This is a genomic window from Robinsoniella sp. KNHs210 (assembly GCF_000686105.1).
GTDB classification, from domain to species: domain Bacteria; phylum Bacillota; class Clostridia; order Lachnospirales; family Lachnospiraceae; genus Robinsoniella; species Robinsoniella peoriensis.
This window is the reverse complement of record NZ_JMLZ01000001.1, coordinates 780,878-805,417: the sequence shown is the minus strand read 5'-3', so window position 1 is coordinate 805,417 and position 24,540 is coordinate 780,878. Positions and strand designations below refer to the sequence as shown.

The following is a 24,540-nucleotide window of genomic DNA, read 5'->3' as shown; positions in this document are numbered from 1 at the left end:
TCTTCTTTAAGATATTTTATCACACTCAACAACAAAACACTATATCATTTAGTCCCCCAATTTCACATACCGAAACTTTGGACTTTTACCCTTCTGTATAATAAGATAAATCAGAATCCATACCACACTGTGAACCAGCAGAATTACAATATTCATGCCTGCCTCTTCCATCCTGCCATGAAGCAAATCCATAAGACCGTAAAATGTTGCGCTGGACGGCAGCAGATACGATAACCCCCGTACTATGCTCTCTTCCGGGGCCACCAAATAGCAGACGATCGGCGGTGCGATAAATATTATCATAACAATTTTCAAGTACACAATGCCTACCATAAGTCCATCTGCTATCCGCCCGATAAATACCCCCGCCAATGCTGAAATAAAGGCAGAAAAGATGATCAGAAGCAGTATCCCGGGAATCCCGGATAACTCCGGACGCATGCAAACCCATGCCGTCAGAATTGTGGAAACCACGCCTCCGGCAAACCCCAGCAGGATTTTCTGCAGCAGATAATTCGTCGGTGTCATAGGCAGTATTTCATTAATCAATGCCACCCCATCCTCTTTTTCCCCAATGATACTCATGGCATTAAAAGTACATCCCATAAACATAGCCGTCACCATTGTAATGACAATCAACAAAGATTTTAACACATTGCTGTCACTGGCATTTGGAAGAATTTTCACATTCCCGTCTTGAAATGAACCGCGGTTTTCATAGAGATTCGGAAGGGAATCCGCGATTTTAACACTGACACTCAGTTCATCTCCTGCCAGCATCGTCTGAATGCCATCTCCATTCTGCATCACCCCAATCATTTGAGACGAGGGCTCCAGAATCTGTGCTTTTAGTTCCTGAATACTTCCAAACGGTGTTACGATTCCGCTTTCTTTAAGCCAATCTACCGTTTCTTTCGGCAAATCATTTCCGATGATACCAAAAGATATTTCATTTACAGCCGTAAAACTTGCTGCAGATATAAAATGAATGGCAATTCCAACAATGATCGGCAGTAAAAATGAGAGGATACACATTTTATCTTTACTGATATTTTTCAGCTGATATTTTAATCCGTTCATTCTATCCCTCCTTTGTCATTTCCCGGCTTAAAACTCTCCGGGCAAAATAAAACAGCAATCCAATGGCAGCGATACATACAAGATAATAAATGCTATTTGCGTTAGGAGTATTAAAATAAGCATTCTTCATAGCCATAAACAAATGGTACATTGGATGAAAGTCTATCCATCCCCAGGATACATTTGTCTGCCCTGCAAGAAAAACCGGGGTAGTAACAAATATAGCTAACACCAGATAGAGTAATGAAAACTGCTTAAAATCAGGAATCCATACGGCACAGAGGAAACCGGCCAAAGCCATAATGGTAGAAAGTATCCCCACCTGAAGCAGCACATCCGGCATTACAGCCAGCGCAGAAGGAATCCCTAAATTGAAAATCGTCAGTAATACTGCAAATAGCAGGTCGGACAGGAAAAATAATAACAGCTTAGAACCTATAAATGCAGCTTTACTTATAGGCAGAATGCTATGAACACGGATCACCCCCATCTGCTTTTCTTTAAACAAGGTTGATGCAACACCCAGGAAACCTACCGCAGCCAGTTCGAAAAATAAGAACTCACTGGTGATCTCACGGCGGTTTTTCATTTCTTTATTATTGGTTCCGATTACCACGGCACGATTACCACTGGTATTTGAAATCAGTGACCGGGCATAAGCAGCCCGATAATGGTCTGCCTTACTGCTTCCGGAGCTGGTCATTATGATTTCCGGTGAATCTCCACTGGCATCAATCCCCACAGAGTACCCATCCAAGCAGACCTTCTGCAGCTCTTCTTTTGAATTTACCACGGTTACATCCGCTGATGCATTGAACTGGTTTCCCATAGGGTCAAATAAGTAAACCGGATAAATATCCTGGTCGGTCTTCACATAGACGAAGTTGATATAACAGGTATACAGGATCAGTGATCCCAGTGCCAACAGAAAAAACCTGCTGGAAAGCATCATTCGGAAATCTTTTTTAAGCAAAGACAGAAAACTGTTTACCATCAGGTCAGCCCCCTTCCCGTATATTGGATAAACATATCCTCCAATGTGGGTTCTTTGGAGTGGATGCTGATGATCTCATCATGGGGAAACGGAATTCCGGTTTCTAACTCCGGCGGCAGAATCATCTTGCTTTCCCGTTTTCCAAGATACAGATACTCTACAACAATTTCCTTACTGCTGTTACGCTCCTTTAATTTCTTAGGCGTATCAAGTGCTGCGATAGTTCCATTGGAAATAAATGCGACTCTGTCACAAAGCAGATCTGCATCGTGCATATTGTGGGTGGTGAGAAATACCGTCGTTCCCTTCCTGCGTTCCTCTTCTATAATATTACGAAATAAAACAGCTCCCGCCGGATCCAGTCCACTGGTAGGCTCATCCAGGAACAAAAGCCTGGGATTACTAAGCAAGGCACGCGCCATACTCACCCGCTGACGCATACCTTTGGAATAAGTAGACACCTGCTTTTTCAGATAATCCGGCTTAAATTCCAGTTTTTCCAGAAGTTCACCTATATCGCGCCGCTGCTCTCTGGGATAAAATGATGCAAAGTAATTCAGATTATCCAATGCACTTAAATTGGCATATAAGTATGGGAACTCAAAAAGCACGCCAATCTTTTGATGAAATTCAGTAGGATCCAGTGACGGATCCTTTCCAAATAGAGATATCTCCCCTCCATATCCTTTTAAAATCCCGGTCAGTATTTTTTGTGTCGTAGATTTACCTGACCCGTTTGGGCCCAGAAATCCAAATATTTCTCCTGTTTTCACCTTAAAATCAAGCCCGTGGAGTGCCTGTTTATTTTTACTGTAAGAAAACGTCAGCTCTTTTACCGCAATCATTCTTCATCCCCCCACCGATTTCTTCTGCTGTCCTTGCGTTCCTTTTGCTTTCTGCTCCACCACTTCATAAATTTCACCTTGGCGGGGATAATCACCGCTGCGCCTGCAAGAATTAACAGCCACCAGTACCATTCCATATCTAAAAACTTCATTATAAAACCTCCTTTTCTAAAGCGGGACAATTCTCAAACACATTTTAGAAAACGAGGTTGAAGTTGAAGTGTGGCTGCTGTGAAATCGGTGTGAAATAATTTTAATGACTATTCTTATTTTGTAACAAAGGTGGCACAAAGGCCGGCCGCAAGCTGTGCCAGGATTAGTCCTGTTAATCCCCATATGTTTGTAGAGACAAACAGGAACTGTTGATAATGCTGCCGTGACCTTACTTTAGGACGCACTTACCACGCGTTAAATATTGATAAGGAAGTTTTTCCTACAAGGCGGTGTAGCATTAAACTATGCCGCCTTGCTTTGCAGGACGGCGTTTGCTTTTACCGTCAGGATTGCCCGAATTTTTCTGCTTGTATCGCGTGCGTAAAAATCGTTCTCGACATTATTCAATGGTTTTCGACAATATTTCTCGACCGCGAATAGCCGCAATATACCAATAAGGTAAATTAAATTTGTTCCTCAAAATTGGGATTCATCGGGCTTAACTACTCTGCGACTATGAAGCCGATTTACGCACACTGACCTCTGCACAGACCAGCCCCGCTATATGCTCCGCCGTTTCATTTGTCAACCAAAAGAACATTCCGTCATTACGGCACTTTTTATGTGTTTCGCCATTCAAGGCATAAACAAAACCCTTCACGCAGGTATCACTACAAGCATTGGGGTCAATCAGTCTCTTACAATCACGAGAAGTAGTCATTTCCTTTTGCATATCAGCAGGCAGAGAAGCAAGTATGTCCTCATACTTGCCGGCGTTGTCACCGTAAATCCGCGCCAAAATACCCGACTTTCTAAAAACCCAATTCATTACTGTTTTCTTTTTTAACTGGTATGAAGCAGTATAACCGCTCTTTACTTCCTTGATGACAAGGTCACACCCCTGTTCAATAAGTTTATTATTAAGTTTCTCTACAAACGCTTGATGTTCTGGCGTAACTGCCATTAGAAACTCATTAAACGAAACCTTTTCTTTTGCCATTATCTTTTTCCTCCACAAATTCCAATCTGACAATTACGCAAACTCTGCTATCACTATCTCGTTTCCGTCAATATCTTTTAAGGGAACCTCGTAAGTTCCCCAATTATCTGCAATTGGCCCATCCCAATAATCATGAATAGTAATTACCTTTTCCATAGCCCCACCCCCAAAACACTGTCTACAAAAGCATTATACTAAACTATCAAGAAAAAAGCCATACGTCCCCCATAAAGCAGGGCATTATAAACGATAAGAGGACAGCCATTTTATAAAAACTTATCCTCTTAAATAACTTTTAATATGGTAGTCTTGTCATATTTTTGCGCCAATTTTTACTTGCTGCTAAAAGGATTATGCCCGCAAACGCGTATGGTTGCTGGCCATTCTAGCTTTTTTGCTTTTCGCCAACAGCTCCGGCGTTGAGTGGACGCCCTTGCGGGCAGAGTAGAAATTCCGTTTTCTCTAAAAGTCCAGCGCATTTTTACTACCCTTTTAGCCAGGATCTTTGCTGATACTACACAATCCAAATCTGTATTTTGAATTGAAAACAAAATATTTTTGATGTATAATGTTATTTATCATGCGACTAATGAACTGTTTCGTAAAATACACAAGGTGTTTTAATGGATTGGAGGACTCCCTTTGAACCACAAATTACTGAGAGTGACCTGTCTGCTGTCATCCACGATTATGCTTCTCTCCGCCTGCTCCAGTCAGACACAGGAGAATGAAGCTCCTTATCAGGAAGCACAGCGATATGAGTGGGGCGAAATCACAGGCCGGACAATTACCGTATGGGGAGACCGGGATGATCTGTCCCGTCCTTATATGGTAAACGCGTTTAAAGATTATCAGGAGAAAACCGGTAATCTTATAGAGGTGGTTCCCCTTACAAAGAGTGAACTGAACAAAGAGGTTCCGCTGGCGTTTTCAGCAGAAGGGGCGGAACGTCCCGACATGTTGCTCGCTTACGGCGGGACCAACGTGGAGAACCTGAATCCCGACGAAAACTTTTACGATTTTACAGACGCGCCCTGGATCGATGACCTTTCGGACACCGCGCTTACGCAAGCCGTTTTTAATGGAAAAGTCATAGGTCTGCCGCATGGCGAAGCGTCGGTTTCCGGTATGCTGTATAACAAAGAGGTTTTTAAAAAATATAATTTGGAAATCCCCAAAACGCAGGATGAATTTTTGGATGTATGCGAAACGCTGCTCAAAAATGGCGTGACGCCGGTTTATTTGCCCTACGCAGAAATCACCATGCTTCTGTATCAGTTTCCTATGGACAGCTTTTTACAGGATCAGTCCGTTTTGGACAGCCTGAATAACGGAACGCTATCCTATGCAGATGTTCCGGAAATGAGAAAAATTGTGCAGTGGTATAAAACCATGTCTGACCAGGGCTATTTTGGCAAGGATTATCTGGGCAACGACTGGAACGGCATGGACCAGGCGCTGCAAAACGGAAGCTATGCGATGATGCTGTGCTGGGACACTTGGCTTTATACCAGCTATACGGGAGACCCTTCCAAAATCGGCATCATGCCCGCTTTTATGGGTGTTCCCGAGGATGGCTGTTTTGAAAGCGCGAACATCATCCTGTGCCTTGCCAGCAAAGAAAGCTCCCAGCTGGATGTTACACTGGATCTGATTAATTTTATGGCGGATCCCTGCAACTATAACAGGCACTACGAGGGCATTTACACAGCGCCCGTGTTTAACGACCAAAGCGGCAGCATTACAACGCCCCAATATATGGAGGCGGAACGGCTGATTAACAAGCTTTTTTATCCGTCCACCGCTTGGTCGCGCGTGCGTGGGTTTTCTCAGATTGACGCCTCTTACATTCAGCAGTATATGCAAAACGAGATCTCTTTGGAGGATTGTTTAACGGCAATGAATGATGCCAGACTGAAACGTATTCATTTTGGAACATAAAAAATCATGATTTAATAGCAATAAGGGGGTATTTCTTTGTCTGGCAAGAAGAATACAAGTGATAAACGCAATCGTGTGATGATCGCATCGGCTATTTTGGTGGCTTTCCTCATTGTTTTTATTTGGGTCATCTCATCCTATATTATCCGCTTTGACAGGGAATTGGAGGCCGAAAACCGGACACGTCTGGACGAGGTATCGTCCTATACAATTTCTCATATGACCAGTGCTGTTGCCGAAACCCAGGATGCGCTCCAGGCTGTCGCCTCCGCCGTTAGTTCCATCGAGTCGAATACCACCAAAATGGAATATCTCAACCAAATTGCCACACAGTACAATTTTGCTTATATCGGCTGCGCTGGTACGGATGGAATGCTCTACTCGACCATGCCGTCTGAATCGGTGGACATCAGCGGGGAGGAATATTTCAAATCAGCCCTCCGCGGGGAAAGCAGCATTTCAAACCTGACCAGAAAAATTTTTCGGGACAGGGCCGCCAGCGGTATTTTGCTGTCAGTACCCATGGGAAAGGATTCCCCCAAGGGCGCGCTGGTCGCCATGATGGAGATATCGCACTTGAGCGCCGCCCTGAGCCTTGAAAGCTTTGGAGGAGAGGGGTATTCCTATGTCATTGATAAAAATGGAACGATTATCATGCGCACCCAAAGCCTCGATTTTAACAATTTGTTTAAAGCGTGGAGAACGGCAAAGTTTACCAACGGAACCAGCTATGAGAATTTTCTCGATGATCTAAGCAACAAGCGCAAAGGGGTTTTATACTACAGCTATTTGGGCGTAAAGAAAGTAGCCTATTATGCCAATATCCCGTTTAACGACTGGTATCTTATAAACATCGTATCGGAAGAAGTCGTCTCCGGTAAAGCGGACAGAATGACAAAAGAGATGGTCTTTATCGGCGTGGCTATTCTGCTGGGTTTCTTTGGGCTCTTGCTCTTAGCACTGCGGTCCTATGGCGTCTCTCAGGATAGCCAGCAGGCCAACAGCGCCAAGTCGGCGTTTCTGGCCAATATGAGCCATGAAATTCGAACCCCCATGAACGCGATTGTCGGCATTAGTGAAATATTGCTGCGGGATGGCTTGACTGCAGGCCAGCGCAGCAAGGTGCTGACCATTCTTAATTCCGGAAAAGGCCTTTTGACCATTATCAACGATATTTTGGACCTGTCCAAAATAGAGGCGGGGAAATTCACCATTGTCGAAGAACCCTATGAGCTGGAATCCATGCTGTACGATTTAACCATGATCGCGGCGGTCCGTATTGGCGAAAAGCCCATTGAATTTATGGTGGAAATTGATCCGCTGCTCCCGCGCAGCTTTGTGGGGGATATGGGCAGAGTCAAGCAGATTCTAATAAACATCATCGGAAACGCCATCAAGTTTACAATCAATGGCAGCATCCGGCTGATTATAAATGGGAAACAGGACAATGGGCAATGGCTTCTGGAGATGGAGGTTCGGGATACCGGAATCGGTATTCGTACCGAGGATCTGGATAAGCTGTTTGCAAGCTTTACGCAGGTGGACACCCAGCGCAACCGCAACATTGAGGGCACCGGGCTGGGGCTGTCCATATCGCAGGGGCTGTGCAGGATGATGGGCGGTGCGATTACCGTGACCAGCGAATACGGCAGGGGATCCTCCTTTGTAGTGAGGCTCCGCCAAGGAATCGACGGCGTGGAACCTGGGATCATTGTGCCTGACCCAGCCCGATACAGGCTGCTGGTGTGTGAGCCCTCGGATATTCTGCGGGACTATGAAAGTGCCTGTATTGACAAGCTGGGCCTGCGGTACGATATTTGCCAATCGGAGGACGAGTTGATCCGGAAGGCCGCACAGGGCGCATATACGCACATATTGGCGTCCAGCCAAACACTGAGGCTGCTACCGGCTGGTGAGGAGGCGTTGTCGCAGCGGATCGCGATATACCGGCTCAATGAACATGCGTTTATCGATACGGCATCAAGTAATATCTTTATTCCGATGTTCCAGTTACATCTGCCCTACCTATTGCGAGGCTCTTCAGAATGTATTGGCAGTCCTAAAAATATAGGTGTGGTGGTCGGAGAATTACACCAGATGCCCTATGTCTCCATTCTAATCGTGGACGACAACATCGTCAATATTCAGGTGGCAAAGGGCCTCATGGAGCCTTATCACATGCAAATTGACTACGCTGTTTCCGGAGAGGAATCCATCCAGCGCGTGGAGGCGGGCGGCTATGACCTTGTGCTGATGGACCACATGATGCCCGGCATGAGCGGCATTGAAGCTCTGCATCAGATTCGCGCCCTTTCCAAGGAAGGATGCGGGACGCTTCCCATAATCGCGCTGACCGCCAACGCGACCAGCGACGCGCGCAGCATGTTCCTGCAAGAGGGATTTGACGATTTCCTCTCCAAGCCCATTGAAATGCAGAAACTTAACGAGGTTTTGCGAAAATATCTGAAAGACCTGAATGAGTCGCGTGCGGCGGCGCACTCGGAGGGTCCCCCTGTGCAGCACGCGGATGCGCTTTTGTCAATCTGGACTGATATTGGGTTTGAGAATATGACCTACGGCGAGGTAGATTTTGGAAAAGGGCTGGCGATGGTGGGTTCCCCCACCGCCTATACCGGCATTCTGTCAACCTACCTGCGTTCCACCAAGGAAAAGCTCCCCGCCCTGAAAGAGTGGTTGGAAACGGACAAAAACCGCTTTGTCATTGAAATTCACGGGCTAAAGGGGGCCAACGCCGCCATCGGTGCAGTGCAACTGTCGGGATTAGCGGCAGAAATGGAATTGCTGGGTAAAACGGATCGGTTTGACGGCATTGGGAAGCTACTGGCTGTTTTTACTAAGAGGAACGAATCGGCTTTCCACGAGATCGAAGAATTTCTTACGCAGTCCACCGCAACTGTCCCCCAAATCAGCTTTGGGCAGGAAGGGGACGGCAGAAAGCATATCGTGGTGGTGGATGACAATCCAGTCAATTTGGATTTGGCGGAAAGCGTTTTGCAGGTGGATTACCGCCTGACCAAGCTGGAATCCGGCGAAGCGCTGCTGGATTTTCTGAAGCAGAAGAAACCGGATATGATCCTGTTGGATATTCAGATGCCGGGGCTCAGCGGCTACGAAACGCTGGAACAGATCCGTCAGCGCAAGGAATGGAAAGACATCCCCGTTATCTTTTTAACTGGGCAAAACGATGTCCAGAGTGAGCGCATGGGCTTCCGCCTGGGTGCAAAGGACTTCATCCGGAAACCCTTTGACCACGTGGTCATGAGCGCCCGCATCAAATCTCAGATGGAACTGTATCAGTATCAGATGGAGCTGCGGGAAATCATTTGTGAAAAAACCACGGAGGTTGAGGAACTACAGCATGTTATTACCATAACCTGGGCGGAAATCATTGAATCCAGAGATGGTACCACAGGTAACCATGTTCGTCATACTACAAATTATTATGAGGCATTACTGAGGGTGGTATATGAGACTCCCGCTTATCAGGAGGGCTTAAGCAAAGAAAGCATACCAGATTTGCTTCGCGCCTCCGCCCTACATGATATTGGCAAAATAGGCATCAACGATACGGTACTCAAAAAACCCGCCGCGCTCAGCAAGGAAGAATTTGATTACATGAAGACTCATTCGCAGATCGGCGCGGATATGATTCAAAAGATTATCGACAGAAGCCGTGCGGACCGCTTTTTACTTTACGCGCGGGACATGGCGCTGTATCATCATGAGCGGTGGAACGGCACCGGCTACCCCTGCGGGCTGAAAGGAGACGAGATTCCGCTTTACGTTCAGATCCTGACGATCGCGGACATCTTCGATGCGCTGACAGCTGTGCGCCCCTATAAACGAGCATTTACCTTTGGGGAGGCACTTGAGATTATGAACAAGGACCGCGACAACATTTATTCGCCTGAGCTACTCGATGTGTTTCTTGCACACCAGGAGACTTTCCAGAAGATGTTGGACAACAAGGAACTTTGATGATCAGCAAAAAGCTACAGAAAGCGGAATGAAACGCAGGAATACTAATTACTTGTGACTAGGCAACACTATCATAGGAAAGACGTCTTACATTTTCTTCGTTCCTTACTAATTGGTGACTTTCTAAAAATGAGCGCAAAAAAGAGGTATCGTTGCCCCTTAAAATAATGGATATATGCGTGTATTCATGTCACCCAATAGGAGCTATAAAAGTCCGTATTCATGGGCGTTACAGACACTGAAATGCCAAGGGCAGGGACTTTATACACCTACCCGTCAAAATGGCATTCTACTGCGTGACAAAACGAGCGCACCGCCGCTTTGACGATACGCTCGTTTTTCCACACACTGTTTGTCAGCCGTTTTATTAGGTTAATTGTTACGTCCTTATCCCTATTTAACGTGCCCCCTGTAAACCTCTTTTTTAAAAGGAAACAGCGGTATTGCCCCCTCCCCCCAAAGACCAACCGCCTTCTTCAGAGCCATCATTGGAATCGGCTGTTGAATAATTACTCCATAATAGGCATTGCAAAATAAAATTCCACTCCGTCCGTACAATTGTTAACACCATAATCCATATCCTGCATAGCCAGTATCTGCGCCACAATCGCAAGTCCCAGTCCTGAACCGTTGTGGTTTGCCCGGTTACTCTTATAAAATTTCGTCCAGATTTTTGAAAGCTGCTCTTCCGGAATCGTCATTCCCTGATTATAAATGGAAAAGTACAGCTTAGAGTCTGCAACGTGAACAGAGATCCTTATGATCCCACCGGGTATCACGTTCTTTTTCCCATTAATAATCAGATTATCCAATACCTGCTCCATTCGTCCCTTATCCGCATTGACATAAACCTTTTGCCCCGGCAGCTCATACTCCAATTGAAAATCATCGTCCGGAATATCCATTAACAGCCTGCCTCCAACTGTTTCCGTAAATTCTATAAAATCAAAACGTTCCGGCTGAAGCTTTACTGCACCGGCTTCTAATGCTGACAGATCCAGTAACGAAATGATCATCCGGTTCATAAGCTCTGTTTCAGAAACTATGACCTGGGTATATTTCTTTTGTTTTTCCGGATCCGTTTCATCCTGCAGGCCTTCTGCATAGGCACGAATCACGCCTAACGGCGTCTTCATTTCATGAGACAGATGATCTGTCAGTTCTTTACGCTGGGCAAGGAGCTTTTGTTTTTGGTCTACATCCTTTTCCAGTTGGGCATTGACGCTTTCCAGCTGCGAAAGTGACTGCTGCAGGTTAGACGCAAGCGTATTTAAGCTGACTGATAATTCTCCGAACTCATCATCGGATTCGATCGTACATGCCTGGGAAAAATCTAATTTTGCCATTCGTCCTGCTGTTTTATTGAGTAAATCTATCGGATTTGTAATATATCGGCCTAATAAATAATTAACGCCCAGGATTGTACAAAGCATCAGGAAAAACCATATGACAGAAGCAGCGGCACTGCTCACCGGCAATTCTTCCACCAGAATATAGAAAAAAACAATTGCCCCACCAGCTGCTTTCGAGAGAAAAAAGACCTTTTTTCTTACGGTGCGAATCCCGAATAATTCTTTTACCTTATTACATCTATTCATAACGATCCCTCAAATTTATAACCGGAACGGATAAGTGTAACGATGAGACTGCCTTCACTTCCCAACTTTTGCCGCAAGGTCTTAATATGGGTATCTACCGTACGGCTGTTTCCTTCAAAATCATATCCCCAAATCCGGTTTAGAAGCTGTTCCCTGGAAAATACCTGTCCTTTGTTCTTCATAAATAAGTGCAGTAATTCATATTCCTTATGGGTAAGTTCTATCCCCTTCCCATCCACATATACCTCGTGGGATCCCGGTATTAGCGTAATCTTCCCTGCATTCACAAAATCTGTCGCTACCATCAGTGAACGTTTTAAAAGTACATTCACCTTTGCCAGCAGTACCCCTGGACTAAAAGGCTTCGTCATATAGTCATCTGCACCATAGCTGTATCCCCTTAGCTTATCTTCTTCCTCTCCTTTTGCTGTGAGCATTATAATAGGCATGCCGCTCATTTCCCGTGCGAACCTGCAAACAGAAAAACCATCCATATGAGGCATCATAACATCTAATATCATTAAATCCACAGGAGTATTTTTTAAAATAGTCAACGCATCAATCCCATCATCAGCAGTCAGGCATGAATGCCCTCCTCTTTTCATATACTCTACTATAATTTCCTGCATATTCTGTTCATCTTCTACAACTAAAATCTGTGCCATAACAGTTCACCATCTCCTTTCGGGAGCTCCTGCTCATTTGTTTCTGAATAAAATACTTCGTTTTATATATTGGGGTTTAGCTGAGTAAGGGACGCTTTGTAGATGTAGGTAGTGTACGGAAAGACGGGTGTGGGAAACTGGCATGGGCTCCGTCAGCTGGCCGCAGAACTGGTATTTTCTAACCTTTCCGAAGCGCTTTTTGGCGGCACGCGGGCATTCACCGAGAAATCCTGATGCATTTCTCGGTTCAGTACCCGCTTAGTATCCGATGGGAGCCAGTCGAATACTATCCGCCAAAAAACACTTCGAAAAGGTAAGTAAATACTCAGCTCTGCTCTACGCTTCCTCCGCCCATACAAGCTTCCCACTCCCATCTTTCCGAGATTCAGTTTACTGCCACAAAGCTGGTTTTCTCAGCCTGGTGGAGACCCTTGGGCTGTGACGGGCTGTTCGTTTTTGGATGCAGCAGAGTGTGTTACGGCAGTTCAGTGTGAAAGGGGGATGATAAGACGAAATTTTACCTGCTTTCCTGATCACAGACTTAACTGGATGTAGGTACTATAACCACAAATATACTGTAGTAGAATTTAGAGACAGTTCACAGTGATAACATCCAGCTGGTTTATTGGTTTATTGGTTTTTAAGTGTTCTATGCCAATAGCGTACAGCATGCCACAACCCCGGGGCCCAACCATGCTGAGAAAACCAGCTTTGTATCAATAAACTGCATCCCGGAAAGAGAAGGGGGCGGACCATGGCAGGCGTTTGGAAGGCGTATAGCAGATCTGAGCATTTACTTACCTTTCCAGAGTGTTTTTTGGCGGATAGTATTCGACTGGCTCCCATCGGATACTAAGCGGGCAGTGAGCTGCGAAATGCATCAGGATTTCGGAGCGAATGCCCGCGTGCCGCCAAAAAACGCTCTGGGAAGGTTAGAAAATGCCAGTTCTGCGGTAAGCCTTCCAAACACCTGCCATGGTCCGCCCCCTTCTCTTTTCGCGCACTACTTCCATCTACAAAGCGTCCCCTTCCTCAGCTAAACCCCAATTTAAGCTGAATTTGTATAATACTAAAGCGCGTCTTCATATAAGATACCTATATCATGTATTCTGCGCTTCATTTCTGTACGGATATGTAACGGCTCTAAGCACTCACATTTATTCCCAAAACTAAAAAGAATATTGTAGTAGTATTCATTCTCTATGAAAGGAAAACTAACAATATAATGATCATTGCCGTCAGGCGTAAAGTGTTCATAATCGCAAAAATCAAGTACCCTGTCTTTGACAGATTTATGAATACGGATTTTGATTGTATTTTGCATAGTTGCTAAAATATCCGCAAAATCTAGAATTGGTTTTTGATAATCTCGTGGTGTAAAAGATTCCTCTTGTATTTGTAGATTTGATATGCGGCATATTTTGAATAAGCGAAAATCATTTCTTTTAAGGCAATACCCTTGCCAATACCAATGGCTATTTTTCAATATAAGCTGATACGGCTCGGCTGTTCGTGCAGTTATGTTGCCATAGCGGTCTTCATATTCAAAGGTAAGCAGTTTGCTTTCCAGTAAAGCTGTTTTGATGATTTCTAAATATGCCTGAATATTTCTGTTGCCTATCCACGGACTTAAATCTATGTGAATCTGATTTGCTTTTAATTCAATGTCTTTTGCTCTGTCAGCGGGTATAAAGCTCTTAACTTTTGCAAGGGCATTTACCAGTTCATCCCCTCGTATCATGGTAGGAAGATTGGAAAGCCCCATCAGGATAGCGGAAAGATCTGCCGTCGAAAAAACTTTTTTATCAATCTTATATTTCTGCATGATTTCAAATCCACCGCCAACTCCAGGTGCAGAACAAATGGGAATCCCCGCCATGTTTATAGTGTCTATGTCACGGTAGATTGTGCGGGGTGAAACTTCAAACATATCTGCTAACTCCTGTGCGCCTATGCGCTTTTTTTCAAGGAGTATCATTATAATGCTTACAAGTCTGTCAATTTTCATCTGACAGCCGCCTTTCAATTTTTAAAGATTTTTATTTTTATCATTATAGATTATTGCCATAATGTTGTCAACAATTACATGATACAATAAACAAGCAAACAAATAAATCTACCTATCAGGAGGAAACACTATGCAGAAAAAAGCCTTAGTAATAATTGATATTCAAAATGATATAACAAAGAATTACAAGGATATCATTGAGAATATCAATAAAGCTATTGATTGGGCAGTCAATAATAATATTCATGTTGTTTATATAAGGCATGAAAATTTATCAGCCGGCACGAGGACTTTTAAACCCAATACAGAAGGAGCAGAATTAGCTTCAGACTTGAAAATCGTCTCAAAAAATGTTTTCAAAAAATGCAAAGGAAATGCATTAAGCAGTGAGGGTTTTACGGACTTTATTAGTGAAAATGAAATATGCGAATTCTACATAACAGGAGCAGATGCTGCTGCTTGTGTTAAATCAACCTGTTACAACTTACGCAAAGCTAATTATAGGGTTAATGTATTATCAGATTGCATTACAAGTTATGATAAAAGGAAAATTGACGAAATGCTGCACTATTATGAAAGTAAAGGCAGTAAGATCATTGGTTTAAATGAATTGTCATAAGTTTCATTTTTTAATCCTCTGCCAAAAGATAAAAACCGTCATTTAGTAGTTGATAGTTCATGTTCAAAAATTAATGCTTAGCTGAACAGCGGTTTTAAGAAAATAAAAGCCGCTGTTCTCTGCCGTAAGTAAATTGAATTCTTCTCCTTATAACGCTCCCACAATATTGTGGGGTACATATGATTCTTCCAGATAATTCATTTCATCCTGTGACAATATAACCTTAAAACTGCCTGCTGCATCATCAAAATACTTTGCTTTTGTTGCACCGATAATTGGCACTGCAACACCTTTTGCAAACTGCCAGGCAAGGGCAATCTGAGTCATGGTTGCATCTTTTTTCTCTGCCAGTCCGGATACTCTCTTTACTATTTCCATATCACTTTCCCGGGTCTTATCATATTTACCTTTTGCCGTTACATCCGTTCTGCTTCTTAAAGTATCTGCAGACCAGGTAGGACGTGACAGCCTTCCGGCAGCCAGCGGACTGTACGGTGTTCTTGCCACATTCTGATCTTCGCAGGCCGGGATCAGTTCTCGCTCATCCTCACGATAAAGCAGATTATAATGATTCTGCATCGATACAAATTTTGTCCAGCCATTCTTTTCAGCGGTATACTGCATCTTCATAAACTGGTATCCATACATAGCGGAAGCACCAATGGCACGAACCTTACCTGATTGGACCACCTTATGCAGGGCCTGCATGGTCTCTTCTATTGGCGTATCATAATCAAAGCGGTGAATAATCAGCAAATCTATATAGTCTGTTCCCAGGCGTTTGAGCGAAGATTCCACCTCTCGCGGTATTGCTTCCCCTGAAAGTTTTCCATCATTGAAATAAACCTTTGTGGCCAGAACGACTTTATCTCTTGCTATATTATTTTTAACCGCCCTGCCCAGATACTCCTCACTTGTTCCTGCGGAATAACAATTAGCCGTATCAAAAAAATTAATCCCCAATTCTAATGCATGTTTGATAATCTCTTCACTTTCCTGTGGGTTCAGGGTCCATGCATGCATTTTGCTTGCCGGGTCACCAAAACTCATACAGCCTGCACATAAACGTGATACCTCAATGCCTGTATTTCCTAATTTTATATATTCCATTTTCATTCCGTCCTTTCCCGATTGCTATTAATTGTCATCCAGTTTGCTATGTCTTTTTTAGACCTCTGTACAGCGCTTCCATAAATGGGCAGTCCCGCCTCTACCATTGCTCCGGGACATAATCTGCTGATATCACTTGTACTGCTGCCCATTCCACTGCCCTCGTGAGTGCAAAAAGGCATAATGGTTTTTCCGGTGAAATCAAAGTGTTCCAAAAAGGTAAACACCGCCATGGGCATAGTCCCCCAGTAATTAGGAAAACCCAGATAAATTACATCATACGGATCAATACTTTCCGGGTACGTTTTCAATTCCGGTCTGGCATTCCGTTTCTGATCTGCCTGAGCCTGTGCAATACATTCGTTATATTCCTTTGAATATGTCTGTATTGGCTCAATTTGAAATAGCCGGGCACCTGTCAATTCCTGTATAATACCAGCTGCGGCTTCTGTGTTACCGATATCCAGTGTCTTAATTATACCATTAACATAATTTTCATCCCTGCGTGAAAAGAACGCTATCAGTTCTGCCATTTAATCTACCTCTTTTCTATTATTTTTCTTTGTATTTTCCTATAGTTTATCTTAGTTTTCATTGACTTGGAATCTCCGATATGTTATCGTTGTATTAACATAAAGTTTATACACTTTAATTTTAGGAGGTAATATATGTACAATCAGATGCTGGATACATTTATAGCAGCTGCGGACTTCGGAAGTTTTACAAAAGCAGCAAAACATCTGTATATCTCGCCTACCGCCGTTATGAAACAAATAAATACATTGGAAAATCATTTGGATATAAAGCTTGTGGAACGTACCCCCTCGGGCATCCGTTTAACAGACTCCGGAGCTGTCATATATCAGGACGCTAAATTCATGATAGATTATTCAAAAAAATCCATTGCAAATGCCAAAGCCGCCAACCATGCTAAGGACACTACCTTTTGTGTGGGCACATCGCTTCTGAATCCTGCAAAGCCCTTTATGGATTTATGGTATCGTGTAAATAAAGATTTTCCGGAATATAAACTGCATCTTGTACCGTTTGAGGATAATTACGAAGGAATTCTTGGGGAAATAGGACTGCTGGGAGAAAAGTTTGATTTTCTGATAGGGGTATGTGATTCCAAAGCATGGCTTAGCCGCTGTAATTTTCTTGCCCTGGGCAGATACAAAAAAATGATTGCAGTCCCCAGAGAACATCGCCTTGCAGGAAATTCCTGCATTGATATCGAAGATTTATACGGTGAGACTCTGATGATGGTAGCCCACGGAGATTCCGGAGTGAATGATTTCCTCCGCAATGACCTGACGAAACATCATCCCAAAATTCAAATAGAGGATACTCCTCAATTTTATGATTTATCAGTATTTAACCGCTGCGCAGAGACCGGAAATGTCCTGCTTAGCATTGAGTGCTGGCAGGAGGTTCACCCGGGTCTTATATCAATTCCTGTGAATTGGGATTACAGCATCCCCTATGGCTTACTTTATAGCCTGGATGCACCAGAAGATGTCCTCAGATTTGTTAATATGGTAAAAACCATGGTATAGAATGACCGCTTTCGCCTTCCCACATATTATTGTATTCTTATTATAATTAATTAACTAACCTGAAAGGACAGTTCTTATTATGAAATGCCAAAGCTGCGGCACCATACTGAATGAAACTATAGTGAAATGCCCCTATTGTGGTTCCACGAACTTCCCCGGTGCCGAAAAAGAATATATGAATGAGCTACATGAGCTGCATCAGAATCTGGAGAAATTAGAAGATGTCCCTATGGACTACTTTGAAGATACTATAAAAAGTGAATCTTCACGTGTAGGAAAGCGCATTGGTATATCGCTCCTGATTGCCGCCCTTCTGGCACTTGGGATATTTTTATTGTTTCAGTTTAATGACAGCCAGTTAAAAAAACAGGACGCTGCCCAGACAGCCTGGGAACGTACGGCATTTCCGAAAATGGATGTCTGGTATGAGGAAGGAAATTACGACGCTGTTCTGAACTACATACTGACAGACTCCGAAACACAGAAATTTTCCACCTACAACTGGAAGCATTCTGACTTTATCTGGGCATATGCCGACTATCTCATAATTACGGACCCGGAGAACAACCGTGAAAAAGATATCATGACCGCCATGACTTCTCTTCTGATCATGACACGCCTTGAAGATATGCGTAAGGAAGATTCTGCTATGGTAAAAGCATATCAAAAAGAAGCAGAACAGATTTTAAATGAACGCTATCACATGAGTATAGATCAATTAAAAAAGCTTTATGATGAGGAGGTTAAAAAATGAAGTGTACTTTCTGCGGGGCACCCTTAACGTTAAAGGATGAAAAATGTCCTTATTGCGGTTCCCAAAATCCCGATATTTTGAAACACCGTTCTGATATGAAACATTATCAGTCGGAATTCAAAAAAACTCAGAATGACGTTTACACTACAACCCATAGATTTACAAGTATCAGTGTACGCACAAGCATCATTGCCATTTTGGTGATCCTGAATGTTGCCGCCTTTATCCTGGTCGGATCCGCCTGGCCCATATACAAAAGCGTTACGAAAAGCGCCTTACATAAAAATGAAGCTATCCATAAAGAAACCATGGATAATTTAATAGAAAACAGAAAATATATCGACCTGAATGCTTACTATAACTCAAACAATTTGTACCTGGGTGACGAATTTGATTCCTACACTGCAATTACCCGGGCTTCAGAGAGTTATAATAGTATCTTTGATTCCATTAATTCGCTGATTAATCCTGAACTTCATAGCAGCTGGTCTCCCAGATACCTGGTCTCCAGCCTCTCCTCCTATTATGAAACCATATCGGGAGAATATTTTTTATATGAGGGGAAATACCAGGCTGAACATCTGGCTGCATTAGATGATATTGATCAGAAGATTCAGCTGCTGCTGTCTTCCTTCTGCAATATGACAAAGGAAGATCTGCGTACGCTTCCCAACCTGTCTGCAAACGGAATTCGAGATATACTGGAAAGGAGATTAGACATCCATGAAGAAGAAACGAATTAGTATATCGGGCATCCTTATCATCATTCTGTCGATTCTATTTGTCTTTTTACTTGCTATGGGGATCGCACGCCTTAAGGAAGAATTCCAGGGCTATACAACATACGATGAACAATCTTTTTCCGGAGATCTGAAATACCAGGATTATGGGTCTATACTGCGAAAAACTTCACAAAACGAAGCCCGGGGTGCCAAAACAAATGAAATACTTGAGGAATATTATGCTCTGGCCCGCTACTATGAGGCTGCCGTAAATTACAGACTTTATACAGACAGCAGGCAAACAGAAAAAGCTGCTGCCTATAAAACCGTGATGAAACAAAAAGAAAAAGAAATGGGGCAGCTTCAGTCAGAAATACCTGCCATTCTGGATATCCTATCCATAAAATAGAAAAGTATTTAAAAGCGCTTGTCCATGATGTTATTTTCATGAACAGGCGCTTTTATTACCGTTTAATCGAAATCATTTTCATATAAATTTTCTACACGATCTCATCCAGCGGGCAGATCTATGCCAGATTAGTATCCGATGGGAGCACGCCTGCCATGGTCCGCCCCTTTCTCTTTCCGGGATACAGTTTATTGATACAAAGCTGGTTTTCTCTATGATAACTTCCACGCCATGCTCTTATTTTGCAGTTCTACCATATGTCTGTACATTCCCTTTTGTTTCAGAAGCTCTTCGGGTGCACCCTGCTGCACAATTCGTCCGTTTTCCAGAACAACCACCTTGTCAGCACTGGCTACTGTACGCATCCGATGTGCAATAATTAAAACGGTTTTCTTGCGAATCAGCCTGGATAATGCATCCTGGACTGCACTCTCGTTTTCCACATCCAGACTCGCCGTGGCTTCGTCCAGAAGGACTACAGGTGCATCCTTTAACAGCGCCCTCGCTATGGAAATTCGCTGACGTTCTCCTCCTGAAAGGGTAGAGCCATTTTCTCCGATTACTGTTTCATATCCATCTGTCAGGCGCATGATAAATTCATCACACTGCGCTGCCTTTGCTGCTTCGATTACTTCTTCATCCGTGGCACCCTTACGTCCGAGCCTGATATTTTCCATAATGGTATCCCGGAACAGGACAACGTCCTGAAATACGATCGCATAATATTTCAGTAAGGCTTCCGGATCTATTTCAGAAATATCTCTGCCACCTAATTTAATTTTTCCTTTATTCACATCCCAGAATCTGGCTGAAAGCTTTGCTGCTGTAGATTTTCCGCCGCCAGAAGGACCCACAAGAGCTGTGACCTCCCCCTGTCTTGCCGTAAATGTCACATCCGAAAGAACCCCTTCTCCGTCTCGATATGAAAAATCCACGTGTTCGAAACTGATGTCAAAGCCGTTTGGCTTAAAATCTTCCGTTCCTGTCTGTACCGGCTCTTCCTGAATCGCACGCATACGGTTAATCTGAAGTTTTGCGTTAAAGGTTGCCGCCATATTCATAAGAACAATGCTAAGGGGATCATAAATTCGTGCAGCAGCAAACAGAAAACCAAGAAAATACAGTAGTGTAAGCTCTCCGCGTACGTAAAGGTCCGCCCCTGCCAGAACTGTTGTCGCCATACCAATACGTAAAAATGCCTGCGCAGAACTTACAAAAGTGCCTGCCGCCAATTCTGACCGGATGGCTGATTTTTCTGCGGCTGCCGTTTTTTGCTCCAGTTCTTTTAAATAAACTTCCTGTTGATTGCAAGCCTTCAGATCACGATTGGTTTCCAATCCTTCCTGGATATAGTCAGTAACGGCACGTTTTGCCAGAATGTTTTTCGTACCATATGTATCCTGCAGCTTTTTGGAGCAAATCGTCAAAAGCAGCGCTGCCGGAACAACCCACAATACAGCCAGTGCCATTTTGGGATTAAAACAGAACATACTGATTCCTACAATAGTGGTGGAAATAACAGCCGCAAACAACACTGGAATATAATGAGAAAACATCTGATCCAGACTGGAACAGTCTGCAATCATGGTTGCTGTCAGATCGCTTAAATCTCTTTTTCCAAAAAAGGAAAGCGGAAGCTTGCGCAGTGTTTCAGCCAGTGCAATTCTTCGGTTGGCACTCTCCTTATATACCGACAGATAAAGGGCCGCATATTGAATGTAATGAAGCACAAACAGTACAACCAGGATCACTGCCGCTATCCCGGTATAATACAGAATTTTTGCTCCTGTATTTTCTCCGTTGGGAATCGCTGCAAGCATATATTGGATCACTGCCATAATGACGCCTACCGGAAGCATCAGACTGATGTTGCATACTACCGTCAGCAATACTGCCTTTACAAAGTCCTTTGCCCCCTGATGACTGAGTGCAAAAAGATGTTCAATTCTTGAAATCATAATGTGCTCTCCTTTCCAACCTTCCACTTTGCCGACTTCTGATAATCCCTCCACATTTTAGCATACAGTCCCTGTTTTTCCAAAAGTTCACCATGTGTTCCACACTCCGTAATCTTCCCATTATCCATAACAAGAATGTTATCTGCATTTTGAATCGTGGATAGTCTGTGGGCAATCATAAGTACCGTTTTCCCCCGAATCAACGACTCAAAGGCTTTTTGAATCTGTGCTTCATTTTCCGGGTCCGCAAATGCCGTTGCTTCATCCAGCACAATAATTGGTGCATCCTTTAAAATGGCCCTGGCTAACGCAATTCTCTGTACCTCCCCGCCGGACAAATAAATTCCTTTCGTTCCCACAACCGTATCTAAGCCGTCCGGAAGTTTTTCAAGAATATCATCGCACTGTGCAGCATGGGCGGCACGGAGAACCTGTTCCCTGGATGCCTCCGGTTTTGCTGCCCTTATATTATCAAGCAGGCTTTGTTTAAACAGCCGCGTATCCTGAAAGACAAAAGCAACCTGATCCATCAAAAGCCTGTTGTCTATTTCACGAACATCAACGCCGCCAATCTTCACCTGCCCTTCCAATACATCCCAGAACCTGGGAATGAGACTGGCTGCTGTAGTTTTACCCCCACCGGAAGGCCCCACCAAAGCTACTGTCTGCCCCCCCGCCACACGAAAACTGATATGGGAAAGTGCAGGCCTTGTGGCTTTCGGATAAGTGAATGTGACATCCTTAAACTCAACCGTTCCATCGGAGGGTGCCGTGGTATATGTCGCATTTTTCAATGGTTCCTGGGATAAGACTTCCTCCATTTTAAATACAGCCTCATTTGCTTCCATGACAGACTGTGACGCATACATAATCCGGTTAATCATATTTCCACAAGCCGGTGCAAACAAAGCATAGAAGATAAAATTGGGAATGACACCCCATCCGTCACTGACAGAAGCAATATAGAGCGCTGCAGGAATCAGGAGTAGAAATGTTCCGTTAATGGCACTTAAAAAACAAGTGTTGCCCATTTGGCAGCTCATAGCGTATTTGCCGGCAAGATCACTGTAGGACAAAATTGCTGCATAAAAGGCCTTGAAGGAATATACCGTCTGCTGAAATACCTTTACGACCGGAATACCTCTGACATATTCCACTGCTTCTCCACTCATTTTTTCGATTTCCTGCTGATACCGGTGAAAAAAGTTTGCATTTTTTCCACTCATCATCATACCCATAGATGCCAGTGCCAGGACCATGGTGAAAAGGGATAGTGCACCCATTCGCCAGTCAAACAGGAGCAAAAAAACAATTGCTGCAAGAGGTGTCACGACTGCGCCAACGGTATCAGGCATCTTATGCGCCAACAAATCCTCTGTAAGCGCTGCATTATCATCTACCAGCTTGCGAAGCTTGCCAGACTGATTCCCGGTAAAAAAACCAAGGGGTAATTCCACCATATGCTGCATTGCTTTCATTCGCATGTTTCTTGCTGTGCGAAATGCAGAAATATGGGTCATCATTAACGCTATAAAATACACTGCAAGATTTGCTACTGAAAACCATACTGCAAGCCATCCCCACTTAGCCAGATTATCTGCCGCCGCAAAATTGGGATATACCGCAAGCGCATCTCTTGCCACCAACCATACAAATACATACGGCATTAAGCCGATGACGGCTGCAGCCCCTGATAAAATGCAGCCCAGGATTGTCAGCCAGCGATAATTACCGGCATATTGAAGTAAAACAACAATACTGCTTTTCTTTTTCGTTTTCGTTTTCAATTTCTTTTTCCTCTCTTTCTTCCTTTCTTTAATCTCCCCCACAAAGAGGAGCTGAACACTTACACTTTTCCATATTCCAAATGCAGCACATGGGTGCAGCTTCCCACAACCAGCTCCAGGTCATGGGTAATCACAAAATCCACACACGCATTCTCCTGATTTTCCCCCAGCATAGTTAGCTTTACCTAACCAATAATACAAAATTGAGGAATATTCTTCCACTCTGTTTAGTCATAATACTCCATTTAGCCATTTTTTCTATATTTAATTGGTGTTAAACCGTAGATACTTGAAAAAGCTGCTGAAAACTTACTTGGATTCTCGTACCCGATTGCGTTTCCTATATCCGCTATGGATTCATTTGTTGTTTTCAGCCTTTTAGCGGCCCATTCCATGCGGCATCCTTTTAAGAATTCATAAGGACTGCAACCATAAATGACTTTAAAATTATCCTTAAGTCCTGTCTCCGATATATGGAAATGTGCAGCCAGCTCCCTAATGGTAAAATGCTTCTGCATATTCTTTTCTATATAGTTTTTGATCTGACTGATTGTTTCTGTTTTCTTATCTGTAACGACATGATATTTCTTCTGTCTGGCTCCTTCATAATGGACAAATTCTGTCAGCAAGTGTAGAACATGTATTTTCATATGAATATAGTCGCCCTCTCTGGATGCTTCATACAATGCTTCGAGGACTTTTTTGATATGACCGTCACAAACAAATCGTTCAAATCGTTTACCCTGAAGGTGCGTTTTAAAAAGTTCGTTAATATCAATCGCAAACAATCCGAGAAAGTCAATTGCTTCTCCTCCGATCATCTGCGGATAAAAAATGATATTGATTCCCTGAAAATATCCCATGGGTGTATGAGAATCAAAACTCTGATACGTATTTGTCATCATGGAAATTTCACCCTCAGAAAGTCTAAGAAACCGATGCCCGTCAATCCTGCTTTCATAAACACCTTTATGGGAATATGCAATCTGATAATAATTGCATTCATTCACCTTTCCATAAAAATGTTCATGTGTCTGATAATCTGTGCAAAAAATCTCAACTCCCGGCAAAATCATATAAGCTGTTATATGTACTTTGTTTTTCGGTTCATTTATGCTATATTCTTGAATCAATTCGTTTACTTCCCTTTTTGAAAAGCCAAATCCTCTAAAATCCATCCGTACCGATGATAAATCTATTCCGTTCAATACTTCACCTTCTTTTACTTTTATACATAGAATATCATTACCTATCCCCATATCATATTTCAAAGCAGATATATGATGCTTGGTTATAGCCCACATAGTTAGCTATATCTAACCGCATTTTATCAGCTTTTCTT

22 protein-coding genes are annotated in these 24,540 nt (G+C 43.4%); 8 read left to right on the top strand and 14 right to left on the bottom strand.

Annotation, left to right across the window (positions count from 1 at the left end; translation table 11 throughout):
* Positions 1-48: 48 nt before the first annotated feature.
* The 6 genes from CD03_RS0103160 to CD03_RS38755 form a co-directional block, all read right to left on the bottom strand.
* On the bottom strand, positions 49-1,080 hold the full coding sequence (locus CD03_RS0103160) for an ABC transporter permease (protein WP_027292385.1): 1,032 nt from the start codon (positions 1,078-1,080) through the stop codon (positions 49-51).
* Between the two features lies 1 nt (position 1,081).
* On the bottom strand, positions 1,082-2,074 hold the full coding sequence (locus tag CD03_RS0103155; protein ID WP_027292384.1) for an ABC transporter permease: 993 nt from the start codon (positions 2,072-2,074) through the stop codon (positions 1,082-1,084).
* Positions 2,074-2,919 carry an ABC transporter ATP-binding protein gene (locus CD03_RS0103150; RefSeq protein WP_027292383.1) on the bottom strand — a complete coding sequence of 282 codons (846 nt, stop codon included), beginning with the start codon at positions 2,917-2,919 and terminating at the stop codon, positions 2,074-2,076. The genes CD03_RS0103155 and CD03_RS0103150 overlap by 1 nt, the downstream gene beginning before the upstream one ends.
* Positions 2,916-3,071: a hypothetical protein gene (locus CD03_RS38195; protein ID WP_197041617.1), complete on the bottom strand. Its 156-nt coding sequence runs from the start codon at positions 3,069-3,071 to the stop codon at positions 2,916-2,918. The genes CD03_RS0103150 and CD03_RS38195 overlap by 4 nt, the downstream gene beginning before the upstream one ends.
* Before the next feature lie 515 nt (positions 3,072-3,586).
* Complete coding sequence (locus CD03_RS0103140; protein ID WP_027292382.1) at positions 3,587-4,072, bottom strand: hypothetical protein; 486 nt, start codon at positions 4,070-4,072, stop codon at positions 3,587-3,589.
* A 33-nt stretch (positions 4,073-4,105) separates the two neighbouring features.
* A complete protein-coding gene (locus CD03_RS38755) occupies positions 4,106-4,228 on the bottom strand; it encodes a hypothetical protein (protein ID WP_255348057.1) in 123 nt (40 codons plus the stop codon).
* 486 nt (positions 4,229-4,714) lie between these two features.
* On the opposite strand from CD03_RS38755, the gene CD03_RS0103130 reads away from it, so the two are divergent.
* Both CD03_RS0103130 and CD03_RS35715 read left to right on the top strand, forming a co-directional pair.
* Positions 4,715-6,013 carry an ABC transporter substrate-binding protein gene (locus tag CD03_RS0103130; protein ID WP_027292381.1) on the top strand — a complete coding sequence of 433 codons (1,299 nt, stop codon included), beginning with the start codon at positions 4,715-4,717 and terminating at the stop codon, positions 6,011-6,013.
* 36 nt (positions 6,014-6,049) lie between these two features.
* Positions 6,050-10,012 carry a response regulator gene (locus tag CD03_RS35715; RefSeq protein ID WP_052377638.1) on the top strand — a complete coding sequence of 1,321 codons (3,963 nt, stop codon included), beginning with the start codon at positions 6,050-6,052 and terminating at the stop codon, positions 10,010-10,012.
* Positions 10,013-10,521: 509 nt separating this feature from the next.
* Here the strand turns inward: CD03_RS35715 and CD03_RS0103115 are convergent.
* Both CD03_RS0103115 and CD03_RS0103110 read right to left on the bottom strand, forming a co-directional pair.
* Positions 10,522-11,610, bottom strand: a complete 1,089-nt coding sequence (locus CD03_RS0103115; RefSeq protein WP_044288866.1) for a sensor histidine kinase — start codon at positions 11,608-11,610, stop codon at positions 10,522-10,524.
* Positions 11,607-12,275, bottom strand: coding sequence for a response regulator transcription factor (locus tag CD03_RS0103110; RefSeq protein ID WP_027292379.1), 669 nt, complete (start codon positions 12,273-12,275; stop codon positions 11,607-11,609). The genes CD03_RS0103115 and CD03_RS0103110 overlap by 4 nt, the downstream gene beginning before the upstream one ends.
* A gap of 111 nt (positions 12,276-12,386) precedes the next feature.
* Between CD03_RS0103110 and CD03_RS38750 the strand changes: the two genes are divergently transcribed.
* Positions 12,387-12,509 (top strand): hypothetical protein, encoded by a 123-nt coding sequence (locus CD03_RS38750; RefSeq protein ID WP_255348056.1) that lies wholly within the window; start codon positions 12,387-12,389, stop codon positions 12,507-12,509.
* 835 nt (positions 12,510-13,344) lie between these two features.
* Here CD03_RS38750 and CD03_RS0103100 read toward each other — a convergent pair.
* Complete coding sequence (locus tag CD03_RS0103100; RefSeq protein WP_027292378.1) at positions 13,345-14,283, bottom strand: helix-turn-helix transcriptional regulator; 939 nt, start codon at positions 14,281-14,283, stop codon at positions 13,345-13,347.
* 130 nt (positions 14,284-14,413) lie between these two features.
* Between CD03_RS0103100 and CD03_RS0103095 the strand changes: the two genes are divergently transcribed.
* Positions 14,414-14,902, top strand: coding sequence for a cysteine hydrolase family protein (locus tag CD03_RS0103095; protein WP_027292377.1), 489 nt, complete (start codon positions 14,414-14,416; stop codon positions 14,900-14,902).
* Between the two features lie 147 nt (positions 14,903-15,049).
* Here the strand turns inward: CD03_RS0103095 and CD03_RS0103090 are convergent, their stop codons facing one another.
* Both CD03_RS0103090 and CD03_RS0103085 read right to left on the bottom strand, forming a co-directional pair.
* Positions 15,050-16,012 carry an aldo/keto reductase gene (locus tag CD03_RS0103090; protein WP_027292376.1) on the bottom strand — a complete coding sequence of 321 codons (963 nt, stop codon included), beginning with the start codon at positions 16,010-16,012 and terminating at the stop codon, positions 15,050-15,052.
* Between the two features lie 2 nt (positions 16,013-16,014).
* Entirely contained in the window at positions 16,015-16,545 is a 531-nt protein-coding gene (locus CD03_RS0103085; RefSeq protein WP_027292375.1) for a flavodoxin, read from the bottom strand.
* Positions 16,546-16,680: 135 nt separating this feature from the next.
* Here CD03_RS0103085 and CD03_RS0103080 point away from each other — a divergent pair, with 135 nt between their 5' ends.
* The 4 genes from CD03_RS0103080 (at position 16,681) to CD03_RS0103065 (ending at position 19,453) form a co-directional block, all read left to right on the top strand.
* Complete coding sequence (locus CD03_RS0103080; protein ID WP_027292374.1) at positions 16,681-17,568, top strand: LysR family transcriptional regulator; 888 nt, start codon at positions 16,681-16,683, stop codon at positions 17,566-17,568.
* Positions 17,569-17,647: 79 nt separating this feature from the next.
* Positions 17,648-18,322 (top strand): hypothetical protein, encoded by a 675-nt coding sequence (locus tag CD03_RS0103075; RefSeq protein WP_027292373.1) that lies wholly within the window; start codon positions 17,648-17,650, stop codon positions 18,320-18,322.
* Positions 18,319-19,065, top strand: coding sequence for a zinc ribbon domain-containing protein (locus CD03_RS0103070; protein ID WP_027292372.1), 747 nt, complete (start codon positions 18,319-18,321; stop codon positions 19,063-19,065). Before CD03_RS0103075 ends, CD03_RS0103070 begins: the two co-directional genes overlap by 4 nt.
* The gene (locus CD03_RS0103065; RefSeq protein ID WP_027292371.1) at positions 19,046-19,453 is read left to right on the top strand and encodes a hypothetical protein; all 408 of its coding nucleotides are present in this window, start codon (positions 19,046-19,048) and stop codon (positions 19,451-19,453) included. Before CD03_RS0103070 ends, CD03_RS0103065 begins: the two co-directional genes overlap by 20 nt.
* Positions 19,454-19,665: 212 nt before the next feature.
* Here CD03_RS0103065 and CD03_RS0103060 read toward each other — a convergent pair whose 3' ends face one another.
* From CD03_RS0103060 to CD03_RS35710, 3 genes are all read right to left on the bottom strand, one after another.
* A complete protein-coding gene (locus CD03_RS0103060) occupies positions 19,666-21,411 on the bottom strand; it encodes an ABC transporter ATP-binding protein (protein WP_027292370.1) in 1,746 nt (581 codons plus the stop codon).
* Positions 21,408-23,198, bottom strand: a complete 1,791-nt coding sequence (locus CD03_RS0103055) for an ABC transporter ATP-binding protein (protein WP_044288865.1) — start codon at positions 23,196-23,198, stop codon at positions 21,408-21,410. Before CD03_RS0103055 ends, CD03_RS0103060 begins: the two co-directional genes overlap by 4 nt.
* 245 nt (positions 23,199-23,443) lie before the next feature.
* Complete coding sequence (locus CD03_RS35710) at positions 23,444-24,502, bottom strand: helix-turn-helix domain-containing protein (protein WP_052377637.1); 1,059 nt, start codon at positions 24,500-24,502, stop codon at positions 23,444-23,446.
* Positions 24,503-24,540: the final 38 nt, after the last annotated feature.

Excerpts from the sequence above, each read along its gene's own strand:
- CD03_RS0103160 (WP_027292385.1), bottom strand. The coding sequence starts at position 1,080 with ATGAACGGATTAAAATATCAGCTGAAAAATATCAGTAAAGATAAAATG.
- CD03_RS0103155 (WP_027292384.1), bottom strand. The coding sequence starts at position 2,074 with ATGGTAAACAGTTTTCTGTCTTTGCTTAAAAAAGATTTCCGAATGATG.
- CD03_RS0103150 (WP_027292383.1), bottom strand. The coding sequence starts at position 2,919 with ATGATTGCGGTAAAAGAGCTGACGTTTTCTTACAGTAAAAATAAACAG.
- CD03_RS38195 (WP_197041617.1), bottom strand. The coding sequence starts at position 3,071 with ATGAAGTTTTTAGATATGGAATGGTACTGGTGGCTGTTAATTCTTGCA.
- CD03_RS0103140 (WP_027292382.1), bottom strand. The coding sequence starts at position 4,072 with ATGGCAAAAGAAAAGGTTTCGTTTAATGAGTTTCTAATGGCAGTTACG.
- CD03_RS38755 (WP_255348057.1), bottom strand. The coding sequence starts at position 4,228 with ATGGAAAAGGTAATTACTATTCATGATTATTGGGATGGGCCAATTGCA.
- CD03_RS0103115 (WP_044288866.1), bottom strand. The coding sequence starts at position 11,610 with ATGAATAGATGTAATAAGGTAAAAGAATTATTCGGGATTCGCACCGTA.
- CD03_RS0103110 (WP_027292379.1), bottom strand. The coding sequence starts at position 12,275 with ATGGCACAGATTTTAGTTGTAGAAGATGAACAGAATATGCAGGAAATT.
- CD03_RS0103100 (WP_027292378.1), bottom strand. The coding sequence starts at position 14,283 with ATGAAAATTGACAGACTTGTAAGCATTATAATGATACTCCTTGAAAAA.
- CD03_RS0103095 (WP_027292377.1), top strand. The coding sequence starts at position 14,414 with ATGCAGAAAAAAGCCTTAGTAATAATTGATATTCAAAATGATATAACA.
- CD03_RS0103090 (WP_027292376.1), bottom strand. The coding sequence starts at position 16,012 with ATGGAATATATAAAATTAGGAAATACAGGCATTGAGGTATCACGTTTA.
- CD03_RS0103085 (WP_027292375.1), bottom strand. The coding sequence starts at position 16,545 with ATGGCAGAACTGATAGCGTTCTTTTCACGCAGGGATGAAAATTATGTT.
- CD03_RS0103080 (WP_027292374.1), top strand. The coding sequence starts at position 16,681 with ATGTACAATCAGATGCTGGATACATTTATAGCAGCTGCGGACTTCGGA.
- CD03_RS0103075 (WP_027292373.1), top strand. The coding sequence starts at position 17,648 with ATGAAATGCCAAAGCTGCGGCACCATACTGAATGAAACTATAGTGAAA.
- CD03_RS0103070 (WP_027292372.1), top strand. The coding sequence starts at position 18,319 with ATGAAGTGTACTTTCTGCGGGGCACCCTTAACGTTAAAGGATGAAAAA.
- CD03_RS0103065 (WP_027292371.1), top strand. The coding sequence starts at position 19,046 with ATGAAGAAGAAACGAATTAGTATATCGGGCATCCTTATCATCATTCTG.
- CD03_RS0103060 (WP_027292370.1), bottom strand. The coding sequence starts at position 21,411 with ATGATTTCAAGAATTGAACATCTTTTTGCACTCAGTCATCAGGGGGCA.
- CD03_RS35710 (WP_052377637.1), bottom strand. The coding sequence starts at position 24,502 with ATGTGGGCTATAACCAAGCATCATATATCTGCTTTGAAATATGATATG.